Below are 20,590 nucleotides of genomic sequence, written 5' to 3'. Positions count from 1 at the left end.
CGCAATGGCAAGGTGTTGATGAACACCCCGAGCGCCCGTTCCGCGCCTTCGCCACCCTGCAAACGACCAAGCAATACCGTGCCGAACACCACGTCATCGCGACCGGACAACTGCCCCAGCACCTGCGCCCACGCCAGGTGCATCAGGCTCGCCGCGCTGACACCCAGACGCCGCGCCTGACTGCGCAGGTCGCGGCTCAGCGCGGTGTCGAGGCTCAGCTGTGCCTGCGTGGCCAGCCCTTCCTGCGCCGGGCTCTGCCCATAAGGCAAGGTGGGTTCGTCGACGTCGCCGAGCATCTCGCCGAAGAACGCTTCGTGCTGCTGGTCGCTCATCCCCGACAGGGTGTGCGCCACGTAATTGCGATACGGCACCGGCTCGGCCAGACGTTGCGGCTGACCGCTCAGGAACGCCTGCATTTCATGTTGCAGCACTTCCAGCGCAACGTGGTCCATCACCAGGTGATGGAACAGCAACAACGCCACCACCCGCTGATTGTCTGCGTCCCAGGCGTGCACCACGCGCATCAGTGGCGCCTGATTGACGGCCATGCGGTACTGCGTGGCGTCGAAACGCCGGCGCAATTGCTCCAGTACATCGCCGTCCGCGCCATTCAGCTCCAGCGCTTCGCACGCCAGCGGCGCCTCACGCCAGACCACTTGCACGGGGTCTTGCAGCCCGTCCCAGAACAGCGAAGTGCGCAGGATGTCGTGACGCTGGATTACGTTCTGCAAGGCTTGAGTGAAGGTGTTCAGGCGTTGTTCATCGGCAAACGCGAACTGCGCCTGCAACACGTACGGATCGCCCTGTGCGGCGGACAAATGGTGGAACAGGATGCCGGTCTGCAACGGCGCCAGCGGATAAATCTCCTGCACGTTGGCCACGCCGCCGGGGATGCTGGCGACGATGCGGTCGATGCTTGGCTGGTCGAGCGTCACCAGTGGCAGCAGCTCGGGGGTGATGCGCGTGCAGTCCGCAGTGATCAGGTTGGCCGCGACTTCGGCCTCCGGTTCACCGCCCACGGCAGCGGCCAGCGCGGCGAGGGTCGGCTGGTTGAACAACACACGAATGTCGGCGCTCAGTCCGGCACGACGCATCCGCGCCACCAGATTCACCGCCAGCAGCGAATGGCCACCGAGTTCGAAGAAATGATCGTGGCGCCCTACCCGCTCAACCTTGAGCAATTCAGCCCAGAGCTGCGCGAGCGCGATTTCCACTTCGCCGATCGGCGCTTCATATTCACGGGCGGTCTGCGCCGCCAGATCGGGGGCCGGCAGCGCCTTGCGGTCGAGTTTGCCGTTGGGGCTCAGCGGCAGTGCAGCGAGATGCACGAATAGCGCGGGCACCATGTAGTCCGGCAGGTTTTCCAGTAGATGGCGGCGCAGCGTTTCGATTTCCAGCGGTGCGCCGGTGTAGTACGCGACCAAACGCTTGTCGCCCGGAACGTCTTCGCGGGCGAGTATGGCGCCTTCCTGCACGCCATCGATCTGGGTCAGGCGTGCTTGAATCTCGCCAAGCTCAATGCGCAGGCCACGGATCTTCACCTGATCGTCGTTGCGGCCCAGGTATTCGATATTGCCGTCCGGCAGATAACGGGCGACGTCGCCGGTGCGGTACATCCGCCCATTGCTCTGGAACGGATCATTGAGGAAGCGTTCGGCGTTCAATTCCGGGCGGTTCAGATAACCGCGCGCCACCTGCACGCCACCGATGTACAGCTCGCCGACCACGCCGTGCGGCACCGGTTGCTGCTGGGCATCGAGGATGTACATGCGGGTGTTGGCGATCGGTTTGCCGATCGGCGTGTTGTCTGGCGTTTGTTCCAGCGGCCCGGCGCAGTTCCACGCGGTCACGTCCACCGCCGCTTCGGTCGGGCCGTAGAGGTTGTGCAATTGACTGCCCGGCAGTTGCTGTTTGAAGCGCCGCACCACGCTGCCCGGCAACGCTTCGCCGCTGCACATGACTTGCCGCAGACTGCTGCAACGTGCGGTGTCGGCGTGGGCGAGAAAGACGTCAAGCATCGACGGTACGAAGTGCAGCGTGGTGATCTGTTCCCGCTCGATCACTTCACTGAGGTACTGCGGATCCTTGTGCCCCTCGGGCCGGGCCATGACCAGGCGCGCGCCGGTCATCAGCGGCCAGAAGAACTCCCAGACCGAGACGTCGAAGCTGAACGGGGTTTTCTGCAACACCGTGTCGGCAGAAGTCAGTTGATAAGCGTCCTGCATCCACAGCAGACGGTTGACCACCCCGCTGTGTTCGTTGATCACGCCTTTCGGTTGGCCGGTGGAACCGGAGGTGTAGATCACGTAAGCGCTGTGCTGCGGATTCAGTTCAGCGAACGACAAATTGTCCGTAGGCAGCGATTGCCAGTGCGGCTGATCCAGATCAATCATTGGCACGGCGACTTCGCCGAGCAACGAACGCGTCGCCCCCTGCACCAGCACCGCCAGCGGCGCGCTGTCCTCCAGCATGTAGGCCAGACGTTCCAGCGGATACGCCGGATCCAGCGGCACATAACCGCCGCCAGCCTTGAGGATCGCCAGCAGCCCGATCACCATGTCCAGACCGCGCTCGACGCAGAGCGCCACCCGCGCATCCGGGCCTACGCCCAACTCGCGCAGATGCCGCGCCAGTTGATTGGCTCGGGCATTGAGTTCTGCATAAGTCAGTTGCTGCTCATCAGCGACCACCGCTGGTGCCTGCGGCGAGCGCACCACTTGCGCCTCGAACAAGCCGTGAATGGTCTGCTCAAGGTTGTAACCGACCGCCGTGGCATTGAACTCGACCAGCAAGCGCTGCTGTTCTTCCGGCGCCAGCAGCGGCGCCTGTTCCAGCAGCGCCTGATCGTTGGCGACCATCGCCTGCAACAGGCGCTGGAAGTAACCGACGAAGCGCTCGACCGTGCTCTGGTCAAACAAGGCTGTGGCGTATTCCAGCGATCCGCGAATGATGCCGTTGGACTCACTGAGGCTCAGCGACAGGTCGAACTTGGCGAAGTGGCTCGGCTCGGCCACGCCTTCCAGCGTCAGTTCGCCGAGGGCCAGCGCCGGGCTTTCGAGGCCATCCCAACTGAGCAAGGTCTGGAACAACGGGCTGTGCGCCAGGCTGCGCACGGGCCGGGTGATTTCCACCACTTGCTCGAACGGCAGATCCTGATGCGCCTGCGCTTGCAGGGTTTGCGCCTTGACCCGCGCCAACAGCGCTTCGACGCTCAGCTCGCCCGAGGTGTCGATGCGCAGCGCCAGGGTGTTGACGAACATGCCGATCAGGCCTTCGATTTCGGCGCGGGTGCGGTTGGCCACCGGCGAACCGATCACCACTTCAGCTTGCCCGGACAAGCGGCTGAGCAGCATCGCCCAGGCACTCATCAACGTCATGTACAGGGTCACGCCGTGGCGCTGGCCCAAGGCTTTGAGCCCGGCGCTCAAGCGTTCGTCGAGCACGACGGCGACGCTGCTGCCGGCATAGTCCTGCTGCGCCGGGCGCGGCCGATCGGTCGGCAGCATCAACAGCGCCGGGGCGCCAGCGAGGGTCCGTTGCCAATATTCGCTCTGGCGTTGCAGCACCTCGCCGCTGAGCCAGCGTCGTTGCCACACCGCGTAGTCGGTGTATTGCAGCGCCAGGGGCGGCAATGGATCAGGCTGGCCGTGACTGAACGCCTGATACAGCGCCATCAGTTCGCGGGTCAAAACCCCCATCGACCAACCGTCAGAGATGATGTGGTGCAGGGTCAGCAACAGCACATGGTGATCATCCGCCAGGCGTACCAGTCGCCCGCGAATCAACGGATCGTCCTGCAAGTCGAACGGCCCCGAGGCTTCGCCCTGAATCAGCGCCTGCAGGGTTTCCTCGGGTTGCGGGTGCTGGCGCAGGTCTTCGACCCGCAGCAGCAGACCAGTGTCCACCGGGGCAATCAGCACCTGCGCTTCGTCGTTGAATTGGGCGAAGCGGCTGCGCAGGGTTTCGTGGCGCGCGACGATCCGCGCCAGTGCGCGTTGCAGCGCCGCGTCGTCGAGACGGCCACGCAGCCGCAGGGCCACGGGAATGTTGTAGGCGGTGTTGGCGCCTTCCATTTGCGCGAGGAACCACAAGCGTTGCTGGGCGAACGACAGCGGCAACGCGCCGTCACGCGGGACCGGCACGATCTGTGGTTGCGCACAGCGTCCGGCCTCGCTCAGCACTGACGCGACCGCCGCCAGTTCGGCGTTGGCAAACAGATCGCTCAGCGCCAGCTCGACACCCAGACGCTGGCGCACTTGCGAGACCATGCGCATCGCCAGCAACGAATGCCCGCCGAGTTCGAAAAAGTGATCCTGCCGCCCGACCCGCTCGACTTGCAGCACGTCGGCCCAGATCTGCGCCAGCGCGGTTTCCACCTCGCCTTCGGGCGCCGCGTACTCGCGGGTGAACAGCGCTGCCAGATCCGGCGCCGGCAAGGCCTTGCGGTCGACCTTGCCATTGGCGGTCAGCGGCAACGCGGCGAGTTTGACGAACGCGGTCGGCACCATGTATTCCGGCAACCGGCTGAGCAATTGCGCGCGCAACTCGCCCAGCGGCAGCGCTTCGACCTGCGCCTGCTCGGTGAAGTAGGCCACCAGTCGCGGCTGGCCGGGTTGATCTTCGCGGGCCAGCAGCACCGCTTCCTGAATCCCCGGCAACTGGTTGAGGCAGGTTTCGATCTCGCCCAGCTCGATGCGCACGCCACGGATCTTCACCTGATCGTCGTTGCGCCCCAGGTACTCGATGTTGCCGTCTTCACGCCAGCGTGCAAGGTCGCCGGTGCGGTACATCCGCGCGTTCGGTGCGCGACTGAACGGGTCACGCAGGAAACGCTCGGCGGTCATGTCCGGGCGATTCAGGTAGCCACGGGCAACCCCGGCACCGCCGACGTACAGCTCGCCGGCCACCCCGATCGGCACCGGGCGCTGTTGTTCGTCGAGCAGGTACACCGTGGCATTGCTCAGCGGTTTGCCGATGTGCAGCGCGTCGCCGCGTTGCACCAGACCTGAGGTCGCGACCACTGTGGCCTCGGTCGGGCCGTAGTTGTTGATCAAGTCGAAATGCTGATTGCGATTGAACTGCCGCAAGCGGTCGCCGCCGATCAGCAGCGTGCGCAGGGTCGGGTGTTCGAGGTTCTGGCTGAAGGCGTATTCGGCCACTGGCGTCGGCAGGAAGCTCACGTCCAGCGGCTGCGCGCACCACCACGCCAGCAAGGCATCAATGTCTTCGCCGCCCTCTTGGGTCGGCGCCAGATGCAGGGTCGCGCCCGCGCACAGCGCCGGCCAGACTTCCCAGGCCATCGCGTCGAAACCGAACCCGGCGAGGCTTGAGGTGTGGCGCCCGGCACAAAGGTCGAACGCGCTGCAGTGCCAGTCGACCAGATTGCTCAAGGTCTGATGCTCGACCATCACGCCCTTGGGCAGGCCGGTGGAGCCGGAGGTGTAGATCACGTAGGCCAGGTTTTCGGTACTCAGGCCGGGAACGCGCGGATTATGGGCCACGCCCTGCGGCCAGTTGCAGCGGTCGAGTTCGAGTACCGGCACGGTCAGCGTCGGCAAGCGCTCGCGCAGATTGTTTTGGGTCAGCACCGCCACTGGCGCGCTGTCGTCGAGCAGGTAGTTCAAGCGTTCCGCAGGGTGTGCCGGGTCAATCGGCACGTAACCGGCGCCGGCCTTGAGGATCGCCAGTAGCCCGACCAGGGTGTCCAGCCCGCGACGGGCGACGATGGCGACTCGGTCGTCAGGCTTCACGCCCAAGCCGATCAGATGCTGCGCCAAGGCGTTGGCTTGCTGATTGAGTTCGGCGTAGGTCAAATGCGCATGGGCAAACACTGCCGCCAGCGCGTCCGGCCGTGCGGCCACCTGCGCCTCGAAACGCTGCTGGATAGTCTGTGCCGTCGGGAAATCCACTTGAGTGGCATTGAAGTCGAGCAGCACCTGTTCAAGCTCTGCCGCCGGCAGGATCGGCAGTTGGTTGACCGGTGTCTGCGGCGCCTGCTCCAGCGCAAGCACGAGGTTTTCCAGCGCGCAGTGCAGGTAATCGCAGATACGCTGCGGATCGGTCTGGGTGCTCGCCAGCAAGGTCAGACTGAAGGCGTCACCGAGGTCATCGACACTCAGGGTCAGCGGATAGTTGCTGCGCTCTTCAGAGTGCAACGTGGAGATACCGTCCCACGCCGCGAGGGTTTCGGCACTGGCGGTAGCGACGTTGTGGCTGTGGCGATAATTGAGCAGCGTGCTGAACAGCGGCGTCGGCGCCACCACGTGACTGCAGCGCTGAGCCAGGGCCAGCGGTGCGTGTTCGTGCCGCATCAGCGTGGTCAACCGGGCGTGGGTGGCGTTGACCGCCGCGCGCACATCCTGGCCGTCGATGTTCACCCGCAACGGCAAGGTGTTGATGAAAATCCCCAGCGCCCGGTCAATCGCTTCGGCGCCCTGCATGCGACCCATCAGCACCGTGCCGAACACCACCTGCTGCTTGCCGGTCAGCGCGGCCAGCACCTGCGCCCAGCCGAGATGGAACAGGCTGGCGACACTGACGCCGAGCTTCCGCGCCTGCGCCCGCAGACGCTGGCCCAACAGCGCCGCGACCGGCACACTGAGTTCGACGATTTCGCTGCCGTCACCTTGCACATCCTGCAGGCCGTAGGGCAGTGTCGGTTCGTCGATGTCGCTGAGCATCTCGCGGAAAAACGCCTCGTGCTCGGCCTCGCTGACGCCCAGACGTGCCTGCGCCACGTAGTTGCGAAACGGCACCGGGCGCCCGAGCCGTTCACGCTGCCCGGTGAGGCAGGCGCGCATTTCGTGGCGCACCACGTCGAGGGCCGAGTGGTCGAGGGCCATGTGATGGAACAGCAGCGTGGCGATCACCCGTTGCCCGGCCTCATCCCAGGCGTGGGCCAGACGCATCAGCGGCGCCTGGGTAACGTCGAGGCGGAAATGCCGGGCATCGAAGCGCTCGTGCAGATACGCCAGCACGTCGCCATTTGCATCAGGCAACGTCACCTCTTCCACCGGCAGTTCGGCCCGGCGCCAGACCACCTGCACCGGCGCGTCCAGCCCTGCCCAATGCACAGCGGTGCGCAGAATGTCATGGCGATTGATCACCGCTTGCAGCGCTTGAGCAAACGCTTGAAAACGCTCACGGCTGGCGAAGGCGAAATGCGATTGCATGACATACGGATCACCGTCACCGCCACTGGCGTGGTGATACAGGATGCCTTCCTGCAGCGGCGCCAGCGGGTAGATGTCCTGCACGTTGGCTGCGCCGCCGGGGACTTGTGCGACGAGGTGGTCGATGGTCGCCTGGTCGAGCTCGACCAGCGTCAGCATCGCCGGGGTGATGTGCGTGGTGCCCGGGACGATGCCGTTGGCCGGCACCTCGACCTGGCCGTGCTTGCTGGCCGAGTACTGCCCGGCCTTGATCAATTCGATCAGCGCCGGTTTGTGCTCGCGCAACAGCGCCAGCAACGCCGGGTCGCTCAACGCCTGCTTGTTGCCGTTGACCCGCAATTGGTCGTCCGCGACCGCCAGCTGAATATCTTTAGCCTTCAATGTGGCCAACAGTTCGATCACGTTCACAGGACGATCTCCATTCGTTCGGTAATTGCGGCGTAGCCGGCCAGGGTCGGATGTTCGAACAGCGACCTGACATCGGCTTCCATGCCTTCCTGACGCAGCCGGCCGATCAGACTGACCGCCAGCAGCGAGTGACCACCCAGTTCAAAGAAATGATCGTGGCGCCCTACCCGCTCGACGTTGAGCAACTCGGCCCAGAGCCGTGCGAGGGTGATTTCGACGTCGCCCACCGGGGCTTCGTATTCGCGCACCGGCAATGCGCCCTGATCCGGCGCCGGCAGCGCCTTGCGGTCGAGTTTGCCGTTGGGGCTCAGCGGCAGTGCATCGAGATGCACGAACAGCGCAGGCACCATGTAGTCCGGCAGGTGCTCCAGCAAATGGCTGCGCAGCACGTCGATTTCCAGGCGCGCCCCGGTGTAGTACGCCACCAGACGCTTATCGCCGGATGCATCTTCGCGGGCCAGTACGGCGGTTTCCTGCACGCCATCGATCTGGGTCAGGCGTGCCTGGATTTCACCGAGTTCGATGCGCAGGCCACGAATCTTCACCTGGTCGTCGTTACGGCCGAGATATTCGATATTGCCGTCCGGCAGATAGCGGGCGACGTCGCCGGTGCGGTACATGCGCCCATTGCTCTGGAACGGATCATTGAGGAAGCGTTCGGCGCTCAGTTCCGGGCGATTCAGATACCCACGTGCTACCTGCACGCCACCGATGTACAGCTCGCCGACCACGCCGTGCGGCACCGGTTGTTGCTGGGCATCGAGGATGTACATGCGGGTGTTGGCGATCGGTTTGCCGATCGGCGTGTTGTCCGGGGTGCTTTCCAGCGGCCCGGCGCAATTCCACGCGGTCACGTCCACTGCCGCTTCGGTCGGGCCGTAGAGGTTGTGCAATTGACTGCCAGGCAGTTGCTGCTTGAAGCGCCGCACCACACTGCCCGGCAACGCTTCGCCGCTGCACATGACTTGCCGCAGACTGCTGCAACGTGCGGTGTCGGCGTGGGCGAGAAAGACGTCGAGCATCGACGGCACGAAGTGCAGCGTGGTGATGTGTTCGCGCTCGATGATTTCGCTGAGGTACAGCGGATCCTTGTGTCCCTCGGGCCGGGCCATGACCAGACGTGCGCCAGTCATCAACGGCCAGAAGAACTCCCAGACCGAGACGTCAAAACTGAACGGGGTCTTCTGCAACACCGTGTCGCTGGCGGTGAGTTGATAGGCGTCCTGCATCCACAGCAGACGGTTGACCACCCCGCTGTGTTCGTTGATCACGCCTTTCGGCTGGCCGGTGGAACCGGAGGTGTAGATCACGTACGCGGTGTGCTGCGGGGCCAGTTCGGCTATCGCAAGATTGTCTGTCGGCAGCGCTTGCCAATGCGGCTGATCCAGGTCGATCACCGGCACGCCAACGTCACCGAGCAACGAGCGCGTGGTTCCCTGCACCAACACCGCCAACGGGGCACTGTCCTCGAGCATGTAAGCCAGACGCTCCAGCGGATACGCCGGATCCAGCGGCACATAACCGCCACCGGCCTTGAGGATCGCCAGCAGCCCGATCACCATGTCCAGACCGCGCTCGACGCAGATCGCCACCCGTGAGTCCGGCCCTACGCCCAATTCGCGCAGGTGCCGCGCCAGTTGATTGGCTCGGGCGTTGAGTTCGGCATAAGTCAGTGGCTGTTCATCAGCGGCCACCGCTGGTGCCCAAGGCGTGCGCGCCACTTGCGCTTCGAACAAGCCGTGAATGGTCTGCTCAAGGTTGTAATCGACCTCGGTGGCATTCAGGCCGAACAGCAACTGCTGGCGCTCGGCATCCGCTAGTACCGGCAGGCGATTCAAGGCCTGCTGCGGTGTCTGCTCCAGCGCTTCGACCAGCCCCGCCAACGCCTGCTGCATGTAGCCACACACCCGCGCCGCGCCAATCTGCGAAGGGGTCATGGCCGTGAGGTCAAAGCCCTGACCCAGGTCGTCGACGTTGAAGCTCAGCGGGTAGTTGGTGCGCTCTTCGCTGGAAAGATTTTCGATGCCCTGCCAGGTCAGGCGATTGGCTTGCAACTGTTCTGCGCTGACGCTGTGCCGGTAGTTGAGCATGGCGCTGAACAGTGGCGACGGCGCCGCCACCCCGCTGCAACGCTGGGCCAATGCCAGTGACGCATGTTCATGGCCAAGCAATGCGGTCAGTTGCGCATGGGTGGCGCGCACCCCGGCACGCACCGAAACATCACCCAGATCCACCCGCAGCGGCAGCGTATTGATGAACATCCCCAGACCGCGATCAGCGCCGGTACCGCCCTGCATCCGCCCCAACAGCACGGTGCCGAACACCACGCGCTCATGTCCGGAAGTCGCCGCCAATACCTGAGCAAACGCCAGATGGAACAGGCTCGCGACGCTCACGCCCATCTGCCGCGCCTGATTGCGCAAGCGCCGCGCCAAGGCTTCGGGCAGGCCCTGACGGACTTCTTCGATGTCATGGCCGTCACCGTGCACATCCAGCAGACCGAACGGCAGCGTTGGCTCGTCAATCTCGCCAAGCATCGCGCGGAAGAACGCTTCATGCTCCTGCTCGCTGACGCCCAGTCGGGTCTGCGCCACGTAATTGCGATACGGCACGGCGGGTATCAGCGCTTCGCCGTGACCGAAGAGCAGCGCCTGCAGTTCCTGCTGCACCACTTCCAGCGCCGTGTGATCCATGGCGATGTGATGGAACAGCAGCATGGCGACCACTCGATCATTGGCCGGGTCTTGTGCATAGACCAGGCGAATCAACGGCGCCTGACTGAGGTCGATGCGGTAATGCCGCGCGTCGAAACGCTCATACAACTGCGCCAGAACATCACCGCCCGCCGGATCGAATGCAACCTCCTGCAGCGGCAGCTCGGCTTCACGCCAGACCACTTGCACCGGCGTCGCCAGCCCTTCCCAGACCACTCCGGTGCGCAGGATGTCATGGCGAGTCATGACCTGACGCAGCGCGGCGGCAAAGGCCTGCAAGCGTTCAAGGCTGTCGAATGCCAGGCGCGATTGCAGCAGGTATGGATCGCCGTGCGCGGCGCTCAAGTGGTGATAAAGAATGCCTTCCTGCAACGGCGTCAGCGGATAGATGTCCTGCACGTTGGCGGCACCGCCCGGCACCGTGGCAACGATTCGCTCGAGGCTCTGCTGATCCAGTTGCACCAGCGTCAGCATGTCCGACGTGATATGCGTGCAACCAAGCGGAATCAGGTTGACCGGCACCGCGACTTCGCGACCACTGCCGACGGCGGCGGCTAGCGCGGCGAGGGTTGGCTGGCTGAACAGCACGCGCACGTCGGTGCTCAGGCCGAGCTGACGCATGCGCTCGATCAGCGTCACCGCCAGCAACGAATGCCCGCCCAGTTCAAAGAAGTTGTCGTGTCGCCCGACCTGTTCGACCTGCAACACCTCGGCCCAGACCTGCGCCAGCGCGGTTTCCACCGGCCCTTGCGGGGCTGCGTATTCGCGGCTGAGCCAGGCGTCCTGATCCGGTTCGGGCAAGGCCTTGCGGTCGAGTTTGCCGTTGGCGGTCAGTGGCAGCGCCTCAAGCCGAACGTAAGCTGCCGGCACCAGTGCCTGTGGCAGACGCGCTTGCAGATGCGCACGCAGCTCTTCGATATCGACCGCTGCGCGGGCAGTGAACCAGGCGATCAACCGCGCCTCGCGCACCAGCACCACCGCGTCCTGCACCGCCGGATGGCTGGACAGCGCGGCTTCGATTTCACCCAGTTCCACCCGCACGCCGCGCAATTTGACCTGATCGTCGTTGCGCCCCAGGTACTCGATATTGCCGTCGGCCAGCCAACGTGCGAGGTCGCCGGTGCGGTACATGCGCGCCTGCGGTTCGTCACTGAACGGGTCTTCGAGGAAATGTTCGGCGGTCAGCTCGGGGCGGTTCAGATAACCACGGGCCACACCTGCGCCACCGACGTACAACTCGCCCGCCACGCCAACCGGCACCGGACGTTGTTGTTCGTCGAGCAGGTAAACCCGGGCGTTGCTGATGGGCCGGCCGATATGCAGCAGCTGTCCGGCATGGATTTGCCCGGAGGTCGCGACCACCGTGGCTTCGGTCGGGCCGTAGTTGTTGATGACGGCAAAGGTCTGCTCACGCGGGAACTGCCGCAACTTGTCGCCACCGATCAACAGCGTGCGCAAGGTCGGGTGACCCAGCTCACGACTGAAGGCGTATTCGGCAATCGGCGTCGGCAGGAAACTTACCTGCAACGGTTGCGCGCGCCACCAGTCGAGCAGTTCATCGAGGTGTTCGTTGCTGATCGACGGCGGCGGCAGGTGCAGGGTCGCGCCGACACACAGCGCCGGCCAGACTTCCCAGGCCATCGCGTCGAAACCGCAACCGGCGACGCTGGCGGTGTGACTGCCGGCGCGCAGGTCGAATGCCTCGCAGTGCCAGTGCACAAGGTTTTCCAGGGTCGCGTGTTCGACCATCACGCCTTTCGGCTGGCCGGTCGAGCCCGAGGTGTAAATCACGTAGGCCAGATGCGCCGGGGTCAGCGTCGGCAGTTGCGGATTGCAATCGGACAGGTGCTGCCAAGTGACATTGTCCAGATCAATCACCGGCACACGGCCCAGCAACTCGCGGGTCGCGCCCTGCGCCAGCACCGCCACCGGATCGCTGTCCTGCAACAGGTAGGCGATGCGCTCCGCCGGGTACGCCGGATCGACCGGCACATAACCGGCGCCGGCCTTGAGAATCGCCAGCAGCGCCACCAGCATCTGCGGGCTGCGCTGCAGGCACACGGCGATCCGGTCGTCCGGCTGCACGCCGAGACCGAGCAAGTGATGCGCCAGGCGATTGGCCTGCTGATTGAGCTGCGCGTAGGTCAGTTGCTGCGTGCCCTGCACCACCGCCAGCGCCTGTGGCTGCTGCTCGGCCTGCGCTTGCACCAGCGCCTGAATCGTTGCGCCGCGCGGGTATGCCGCCGCCGTCGGGTTGAAACCGACCAGCAAGCGCTCGTATTCCTCGACCGCAAGAATCGACAAACGGTTGAGCGCACGCTGTGGCGTCTGCTCCAGTGCGTGCACCAGATGCTCCAGCGCGGTGTGCATGTAGCCGCAGATCCGTTGCGCGCCGATCTGCGCCAGTGCCAGCACGGACAGGGAAAAGTCTTCGCCGAGATCGTCGACGCTGAGGGTCAGCGGATAGTTACTGCGCTCTTCGCCGCCAAGCAATTGCACGCCTTCCCAGATGCCCTGACCGTCACGCGGCTGCGCTTCGGCAGCGGTATGCCGGTAGTTGAGCAAGGCGCTGAACAGCGGCGCCCCGGACACCGAGCTGCAACGCTGGGCCAGCGCCAATGGCGCATGTTCATGGGCGAGCAGCGCGGTCAGCCGAGCGTGGGTTGTCTTGACCGCAGCGCGCACGCCTTCGCTGATATCCACCCGCAGCGGCAAGGTGTTGATAAACACGCCGAGGGTGCGATCCGCGCCCTCACCGCCCTGCAAACGCCCCAACAGCACCGTGCCGAAGACCACGTCGCGGCGGTTGGCAAGCACCCCCACCACCTGCGCCCACGCCAGGTGCATCAGGCTCGCCGGGCTGACACCCAACTGCCGCGCCTGTTCCCGCAGGCGCAGGGTCAACCCGGCATCGACGGCTTGCTGCGCCTCCTCGATGTCGCCGCCATCGCCTTGCACGTCGTGCAGACCGAACGGCAGGGTCGGTTCGTCGATATCGCCGAGCATGTCGCGGAAGAACGTTTCGTGCTCCTGTTCGCTGGCACCCAGACGCGCCTGTGCCACGTAGTTGCGATACGGCATCGGCGTGCCGAGGCTGTCGGCCTGATCGAACATGAAAGCACGCATTTCTTGGCCGACCACCTCCATGGCGGTGTGGTCGAGAATCAAGTGCTGGAACAGGATGATCGCCACCACCCGTTGCTGCGCCGAGTCTTCGGCGTAGACGATGCGCATCAGCGGCGCCTGGCTCAGGTCGAGGCGGTTGTGCCGGGCATCGAAGCGCGCGTGCAACTGTTCGAGGACGTCGCCCTGCGCCGGATCCAGCGGCACCGCTTGCACCACCAGCGGCGCCTGACGCCAGACCACTTGCTGCGGACTCGTCAGCCCTTCCCAGACCACACTGGTGCGCAGAATGTCGTGGCGCGCGATGACCTGCTGCAAGGCTTGGCTGAAGGTGCGCAGGCGCTCGACGCTGTCGAAGATCAGCCGCGATTGCAGCAGGTACGGATCGCCCTGTTCGGCGCTCAAGTGGTGGTAAAGAATGCCTTCCTGCAGCGGTGCCAGCGGATAGATGTCCTGCACGTTGGCAGCCCCGCCCGGAACCGTGGCGACGATGCGCTCGATGCTCGCTTGATCGAGTTCGGTCAGGCTGAGCATGTCCGGGGTGATGCGGGTGCAGCCCGACGGAATGCGGTTGGCCGGCACCTCGATTTCGCGACCGCTGCCCACAGCGGCGGCCAGTGCAGCCAGGGTCGGCTGATTGAACAGCACGCGCACGTCAGCCGCGAGGTCGATCTGGCGCATGCGTTCGATCAGGCTCACCGCCAACAGCGAATGCCCGCCCAGTTCGAAGAAGTTGTCGTGACGCCCGACTCGCTCGACTTTCAGCACGTCGATCCAGATCTGCGCCAGCGCGTTTTCCACGGCACCTTGTGGCGCTTCATATTCGCGGCTGAGCCACGCGCCATGCTCCGGTTCCGGCAAGGCCTTGCGGTCAATCTTGCCGTTGGCGGTCAACGGCAATGCGTCCAGCCGCACGTATGCCGACGGCAACAGCGCATCCGGCAAGCGAGCCTGCAAATGCGTGTGCAACAGTTGAATATCGACCGCCGTGCGCTCGGTGAACCACGCAATCAGCCGCCCGTCGCGGACCAGCACCACCGCTTCCTGCAGCGCAGCGTGGCTGCCGAGCGCGGCTTCGATTTCACCGAGTTCGATACGCACGCCACGCAATTTGACCTGATCGTCGTTGCGCCCCAGGTACTCGATGTTGCCGTCGGCCAGCCAACGCGCCTGATCGCCGGTGCGGTACATGCGCGCCTGCGGCTCGTCGCTGAACGGATCGAACAGGAACTGCGCAGCGCTCAGCTCGGGGCGATTCAAATAGCCGCGCGCCACGCCTGCCCCGCCGACATACAACTCGCCCGCCACGCCCACCGGCACCGGACGCTGCTCGGCGTCCAGCACATAGATTTTGGCGTTGGCAATCGGGCGGCCGATATGCAACGGCTGGTCAAGCTCTACCCGCCCCGAGGTAGCGACCACCGTGGCTTCGGTCGGGCCATAGTTGTTGATCACGTCGAAGGTTTGCGCACGACTGAACTGACGCAGGCGGTCGCCACCGATCAGCAGCGTACGCAAGGTCGGGTGCTGCAATTGCCGGCTGAACGCGTATTCGGCCACCGGCGTCGGCAAGAAGCTGACCTGCAACGGCTGCGCGCACCACCAGTCGAGCAGCTCGTCGAGGTGCTCGTTGCGGATCGACGGCGGCGGCAGGTGCAAGGTTGCGCCGACACACAGCGCCGGCCAGACTTCCCAGGCCATCGCATCGAAACCGAAGCCGGCGACGCTCGCGGTCTGGCTGCCGGCCTGCAAGTCGAAGGCTTCAGCGTGCCAGTGCACGAGGTTTTCCAGGGTGGCATGTTCGACCATCACCCCTTTCGGTTGGCCAGTGGAGCCGGAGGTGTAGATCACGTAAGCCAGATGGTTCGGGGTTAATGCCGGCACCTGCGGATTGGCATCCGACAGGTGCTGCCAGAGGTCGTTGTCCAGATCGATGACCGGCACGCCACCGAGCAGATCGCGGGTCGATGCTTGCGCCACGACCGCCACCGGGGCGCAGTCCTGCAACAGATAGGCGATGCGTTCCGGCGGATACGCCGGATCAACCGGCACATAACCGGCGCCGGCCTTGAGGATCGCCAGCAGCGCGACCAGCATGTCCGGGCTGCGCCGGGCGCACAGGGCGACCCGGTCATCGGGCTGCACGCCAAGGCCGATCAGGTGATGCGCCAGGCGATTGGCCCGCTGATTGAGCTCGCCATAGCTCAACTGCCGGGTACCTTGCACCGCCGCCAAAGCCTCGGGGTGCGCGGCCGCCTGAGCCTCGAACAAACGCTGCACGGTTTGCGCCGGCGGGTAGTCGCGACCGGTGATGTTAAAGCCGACCAGGACCCGCTGGCGTTCGCTCGGCGACAGCACCGAGATCTGCCGCAGCGGCGCGGCCGGCGTGTGCTCCAGCGCCGTCAGCAGATTGTGCAACGCGGTTTGCAGGTAGTCGCAGACCCGCGCGCCATCCACTTGCGGCACCGCTTGCACGCTCAGGCGGAAACCGGTGCCGAGGTCGTCGACGCTGACCACCAGCGGATAGTTGCTGCGCTCGCGCGAGCTGAGAATCTCGATCCCGTCCCAAGCCACGCCTGCCGGTTCCGCCGCACTGTGGCGATAGTTGAGCAAGCTGCTGAACAGCGGCAGCGACGCAGCCACACCGCTGCAACGCTGGGCCAGCGACAGCGAGGCCTGCTCATGCGCCAGCAGTTGCGCCAGACGCTCATGAGTAGCGCGCACGCCTTGCTCCACCGCAGTCGCGCCAACACTGACCCGCAACGGCAAGGTGTTGATGAACATGCCGAGTGCGCGATCGGCGCCCTCGCCGCCCTGCATGCGCCCGAGCAGCACGGTGCCGAATACCACCTCTTCGCGCCCCGAAACCTGCGCCAGCACCTGGCCCCAGGCCTGGTGCACCAGGCTGGCCGCGCTGATGCCGAGGCGGCGCGCCTGCTCGCGCAACCGCTCGGCCACGCCAGCGTCCAGCGCCTGCTCGTTGTCGACGATGCTGCTGCCGTCGCCATGTACGTCCTGCACACCGAAGGCCACGGTCGGCTCGTCGATGTCGCCGAGCATGTCGCGGAAGAACGCTTCATGCGCCTGGGTATCGGCGTGCTGTTGCGCCTGCGCCACGTAGTTGCGGTACTGCACCGGCGCCGGCAGATCCGCACCGCTCGGGTACAGGCTGTCGTTCATTTCCGCGAGCAGCACTTCCAGTGCGGTGTGGTCGAGCACGATGTGGTGCAGCAACAGGATGCCGACCCAGCGCTGCTGTGCTCGGTCTTCGGTGTAGGCCAGACGCATCAGCGGCGCCCGGCGCAGGTCGAGGCGGTAGTGCCGTGGATCGAACCGCGCCTGCATCTGTTCCAGCACATCACCCTCAAGCAGGTCGGCATCGACTCGTTCCAGCGCCAGCGGCGCCTCGCGCCAGACCACTTGCACCGGCTCCTCAAGCCCTTCCCAGATCACGCTGGTGCGCAGAATGTCGTGGCGTGTGATCACCGCGTTCAACGCCCGAACGAAGGCCTTGATCTGCGCCAGACCGGCGAAGGCGAATTGCGCCTGCAGCACGTAGGGGTCACCGGCGCTGGTCGCCAGATGATGGTAGAGAATCCCCGCCTGCAACGGTGCCAGACCATAGATGTCCTGCACATTGGCAACGCCGCCGGGCACGCTGGCGACCACGCAGTCGATGGCGGCCTGATCCAGCGTGGCCAGCGGCAGCATGTCCGGGGTGATCCGCGTGCAATCGGCAGGAATCAGATTGTCCGGCACCCGCAGGGCGTGACTGTGGCTCAGGGTCGCCGCCAGTGCCGCGACGCTCGGCTGGCCGAACAGCACGCGCACGTCGCACTGCAAGTCGTGCTGGCGCATGCGTTCGATCAGTTTCACCGCCAGCAGCGAATGGCCGCCAAGTTCGAAGAAATTGTCGTGCCGCCCGACCTGCTCGACACCGAGCAGGCTCTGCCAGATTCCGGCAATCAGGGTTTCCACCGGCCCCAGCGGCACTTCGAAACCGCGACGGGCGAACGCATCGCTGTCCGGTTGTGGCAAGGCTTTGCGATCAAGTTTGCCGTTGGTGGTCAGCGGCAACGCGTCGAGGCGCACAAACGCGCTCGGCACCATGTAGTCGGCCAGCGACAGCAGTAACTCGTCGCGCAGTTGCGCGGCGCTCGGCTCAGTGCCTGCGGCGGCCAGCCAGTAGGCCACCAGACGCTTGTCACCGGGGCTGTCTTCGCGAGCGATCACCACCGCTTCGCGCACCCCGGCGCAGGCTGCCAGGCGAGCTTCGATTTCACCGAGTTCGATGCGGAAACCACGGATCTTCACTTGATCGTCGTTGCGCCCGAGGTATTCGAGGCTGCCATCGGCGGTCCAGCGCGCCAAATCACCGGTCTTGTACAGACGCGCCTCGGCACGGCCGCTGAACGGGTCGGCGATAAAGCGCTCGGCGGTCAACGCCTCGCGGTTGAGGTAACCCCGGGCAACCCCGGCGCCACCGACGTACAACTCGCCGATCACGCCGACCGGCACCGGTTCGCGCTGCGCGTCGAGTACGTACAGTTGCAGGTCGGGAATGCCCACGCCAATCGGGCTGCGCCCGACCAGTAGCGAGTCCGCTGCCTCCAGTGGCCGATAGGTTACGTGCACCGTGGTTTCGGTGATGCCGTACATGTTCACCAATCGTGTACCGGCATTGCCGACCCGCGCGTACCACGGTTTGAGCAGGCCCGGTTCCAGTGCTTCGCCGCCGAAGATCACTTCGCGCAACGAGTGCTGCAACGGGCTGCGGCCCTGCGCCGCGATCAACTGGCGGAAGGCGCTCGGGGTCTGATTGAGCACGGTCACGCCAGTGCGGCACAGCAGCGCGTAGCAGTCGTCCGGCGAGCGGCTGACCGCCTGCGGCACCAGCAACAACTGGCCGCCAAACGCCAGCGCGCCCCAGATCTCCCAGACCGAGAAGTCGAAGGCGAAGGAATGGAACAGCGCCCACACGTCCTGTGGGTTGAAGTTGAACCAGTCGTGGGTCGCCGAAAACAGTCGCACCACGTTGCGGTGTTCGACCATCACGCCTTTGGGCAACCCGGTGGAACCGGAGGTGTAGATCACGTAGGCGAGATGATTTGGGGTCAGCTCGGGAATCTGCGGATTGCTGCTGAGTTCAGCCTGCAACTGCACGCTGTCCAGATCGATGATCGACACGTTGAGCGCGCCAACCCGGTCCAGCGTATCGGCCTGGGTCAGCACCGCCACCGGGGCGCTGTCCTGCAAGGTGTAGGCGATGCGCTCCAGTGGATACGCCGGGTCGATCGGCACATAACCGGCGCCAGCCTTGAGCACACCGAGCAAGCCGATGATCATCTGCGGGCCACGCTCGACACAAATCGCCACGCGCTGATCCGGGCGAATCCCCCGCGCCATCAGGTGATGCGCAAGTTGATTAGCGCGGCGATTGAGTTCGCCGTAGCTCAACGTCTGCTCCTCGAACAGCAGCGCTGTGGCCTCGGGGCGCGCCGCCGCGTGGGCCTCGAACTGCTGGTGAATCAACGGGGTTTCCGGGAACTGTGGCAACGGCGAGTTGACCCCGTGCAGCAGATAATCGCGCTCGGTCGCCGGCAGAATATTCAGGCGTTGCAGCGGCGCATCCGGGGTCGATTGCAAGGCCTGCAGCAGGCTGTGCAACGCGGTGTGCAGATAAGCGGCGATGCGTTCGGCGCCCAGCGCCGCATCGGCCAGCGCGGTAATGCGCAAGTCTTCGCCGAGGTCGTCGATGTTGATCGTCAGCGGGTAATTGGTGCGCTCGCGGGCGCCCAGCACTTGCACACCGGGGGCCAGTTCGCTGACCTCGGCGATCTCTTCACTGCTGCTGTGGCGATAGTTGAGGATCGCGCTGAACAACGGCGTCGGCACTGCCACCGCACTGCAACGCTGAGCCAGTGCCAGTGAGGTCTGTTCATGGCCGAGCAACGCGGTCAGGCGTCGATGGGTGGCCAGCACCCCGGCGCGCACGCCGTCCTGCCCGACATCCACCCGCAGCGGCAAGGTGTTGATAAACATCCCCAGCGCCCGTTCGCCGCCCTCACCCGCCTCCATCCGCCCCAGCAGCACGGTGCCGAACACCACCGCCGTGCGCCCGGACAACTGACCGAGCACCCGCGCCAGTGCCAGGTGCATCAGGCTTGCGACACTGACCCCGAGCTGACGCGCCTGGCCGCGCAGTTGCCGGCTGAAATCGGTGTCGAGCATCAGCACAGCTTCTTCGATGTCCTGGCCGTCGCCCTGCACATCCTGCAGACCACAGGGCAAGGTCGGCTCGTCGATGTCGGCGAGCATCTCGCGGAAAAACCCTTCGTGAACCTGCTCGTCCAGACGCAGACGGGCCTTGGCCAGGTGATCGCGATACGGCACCGGCGGCCCGACCTGCGCGGTCTGGCCGAGCAGATGCGCGCGGGTTTCGCGGCGCACCACGTCGAGGGCGACGTGATCCATGATCAGGTGATGAAACAGCAACAGCGCGACCACGCGACCGTTGGCCGGGTCCATGGCGTACACCAGACGCAGCAGCGGCGCCTGCTGGATGTCGAGGCGGAAGAACCGAGGGTCGTGGCGCTCCAGCAGCTGCGTCAGTGCATCCGCGCCCGGCGCGAGGGCGATTTCTTCGCAGTGCAGACGAGCCTGCCGCTGCACCACTTGCAGGGGTTCGGCCAGGCGTTCCCAGACGAACGAGGTGCGCAGAATGTCGTGGCGTTCGATCATCCATTGCAGCGCCTCGGCGAAAGCCTCCAGACGTTCGAGGCTGTCGAAGGCGAATCGCGCTTGCGACACGTAGGGGTCACCGGCGGGCGCCGACAGGTGCAGATAGAGCATGCCTTCCTGCAGCGGCGCCAGCGGGTAAATGTCCTGCAGGTTGGCGGCGCCGCCAGGCACATTGGCAACCAGGCGGTCAATGGTCGGCTGATCCAGGGTCACCAGCGGCAGCATGTCCGGGGTGATGCGAAACGCCGGGCTCAGCCAGTCGCCACCGTGCCGGGCGACCAGCTCCAGCAGCTGCGCCTTGTGTTGGCTGAGGCTGTCCCACAACGCATCGTCCAGCGCGTCGTCGCTGCCCAGAATGACCAGGTCTTCATCTTCCTGTTGAAGGCGGATCGCATGGGTGGAAAGAACAGCCATCAGTTCGCTGAAATGCAT

Annotated in this window: 2 protein-coding genes (1 of these 2 only partly in view); both read right to left on the bottom strand. The window is 65.1% G+C overall.

Translation table 11 applies throughout. From position 1 onward, the window contains the following. Window positions 1–7,580, bottom strand: partial view of a non-ribosomal peptide synthase/polyketide synthase gene (locus AC1RBR_RS11635; RefSeq protein WP_492564458.1) — the start only. It extends 10,243 nt beyond the left edge of the window; 7,580 of the gene's 17,823 nt are visible here — the first part of the coding sequence; the start codon lies at window positions 7,578–7,580; its stop codon lies off the left edge, out of view. Continuing rightward, window positions 7,577–20,590, bottom strand: a complete 13,014-nt coding sequence (locus AC1RBR_RS11630; protein ID WP_492564456.1) for an amino acid adenylation domain-containing protein — start codon at window positions 20,588–20,590, stop codon at window positions 7,577–7,579. Before AC1RBR_RS11630 ends, AC1RBR_RS11635 begins: the two co-directional genes overlap by 4 nt.

This window comes from Pseudomonas sp. GW823-FHT01D03, assembly GCF_058798255.1.
The sequence above is the reverse complement of the archived record's forward strand: the minus strand, read 5'-3'. Positions and strand labels throughout refer to the sequence as shown.

Excerpts from the sequence above, each read along its gene's own strand:
- AC1RBR_RS11630 (WP_492564456.1), bottom strand. The coding sequence starts at position 20,590 with ATGCATTTCAGCGAACTGATGGCTGTTCTTTCCACCCATGCGATCCGC.